The sequence below is a fragment of the Oleiphilus sp. HI0043 genome (genome assembly GCF_001634935.1).
On sequence record NZ_LWEY01001407.1, the window covers coordinates 1 to 1,561 of the forward strand.

Below are 1,561 nucleotides of genomic sequence, written 5' to 3' on the forward strand. Positions count from 1 at the left end.
CTTCCATGATATTTCTGCGACACTTTGATCACTATGTTTGAGGTGCTCTTTTCCCTGCTCAATTTTTAAGTGTTGAATATAGCTAAGAGGTGATTCGCCCGTTGCTTCTTTAAAGCGACGTTTAAAGGTGCGTACACTCATATTTGCTTTTGTGGCAAGTTGCTCGATAGAAAGGGGCTCAATGAAGTGGATTTCAAGCCACTGCTGGATAGAGAGAATAGCGTCGTCTTGATGGTAGGTTTGTTTACCAATGGAGGCAAATTCGCCGGAGTAGGCTCGTCTGAAATCGACCAAAAAAGTACTTTCTACGGCTTCGCCAACCTCAGTGCAGGATAAGCGTGAAAGCAGATAGATCATGATCTCCATGGCTGCATTCATTCCTGCAGAGCAATACAGTTCCCCGGTAGCGGTAATAAAACGATCGGGGCGAAGATCGATTTTGGGGTACTTCTGTGCGAATTCTTCTTGCTTATGCCAATGCGTGGTACAGATTCGCTCATCCAAGAGCCCGGCCTCTGCCAGAAAGTAGGAACCGGTTGTCGCAGCCATAATCGGGATACCTTGCTCGTGCCACTCCCTAAGCTTTGGGTATAAGGGGCGCTGATCGATTAGCAGCGCTTCCATGTCACCCCAGATTCCATGAAGAATGACCAGGTCTGTATGTTTGATATCGCCTAGTGCCTGATCAGGTGTAATGCTTAAGCCGCTGAATGATGAAATAGCTTTGCCATCTAAGGTAACTAGCGAGATAGATATAGCCTCGCCCAAAAGCTTTTTTTGTAGCATGGAGGCAAAGGCAAATACATCATGACTAAGACCTAAACTTAAGCCCATTGCATTCTCGCAGGCATAAAGCGTGACATGTTTTAGCATCATAATCTCCGGAATATATTGGGGTATTATTTACCTTTATGGCCCGTTTGGCCATTTATATGACCTGAGTCACGCTGTTTCTTTTTGTCTTCGATTCTTAAGATTGCGTTAGTTAGATCTTATATTGGAGATGAGCATGAAATTCACGTCTGAACATGAAGCCTTACGCAAAACAGTGCGAGCCTTTGTTGATCAGGAAATGGACCCTTTTGTTGATGAGTGGGAGCAGGCAGGCAAAGCGCCTTTACATTCACTATTCAAGAAAATGGGTGACCTGGGCTTGTTGGGTATACATAAACCCGAAGCGAATGGTGGTGCAGGTTTAGATTATAGTTATAACCTGGTGTTTGCTGAGGAAATTGGCCGAGCCTATGGTGGTTCCTTGCCCATGGCGATTGGTGTGCAAACAGACATGGCCACGCCTGCTTTGGCTCGTTTTGGTAGTGATGAGTTAAAACGTGATTTTTTGGCGCCAGCCATCGCTGGAGATATGGTTGCTTGTATCGGGGTTAGTGAAGCTGGGGCAGGTTCAGATGTTGCAGGTTTAAAAACGACCGCTAAAAGTGACGGTGATGACTACCTTATCAATGGCAGTAAGATGTGGATCACGAATGCGACGCAAGGTGATTGGATTTGTTTACTTGCCAACACTTCTGAAGGCAGCGTTCATGCAAATAAATCAATGATC

2 protein-coding genes are annotated in these 1,561 nt (G+C 45.4%); one reads left to right on the forward strand and one right to left on the reverse strand.

What is annotated here, in order from left to right:
- Window positions 1-876, reverse strand: an 876-nt coding sequence (locus A3729_RS19425) for a GlxA family transcriptional regulator (protein WP_197475933.1), incomplete at its 3' end; no start/stop codon positions are given.
- Window positions 877-1,009: 133 nt separating this feature from the next.
- On the opposite strand from A3729_RS19425, the gene A3729_RS19430 reads away from it, so the two are divergent.
- Window positions 1,010-1,561, forward strand: a 552-nt coding sequence (locus A3729_RS19430) for an acyl-CoA dehydrogenase family protein (protein WP_197475934.1), incomplete at its 3' end; no start/stop codon positions are given.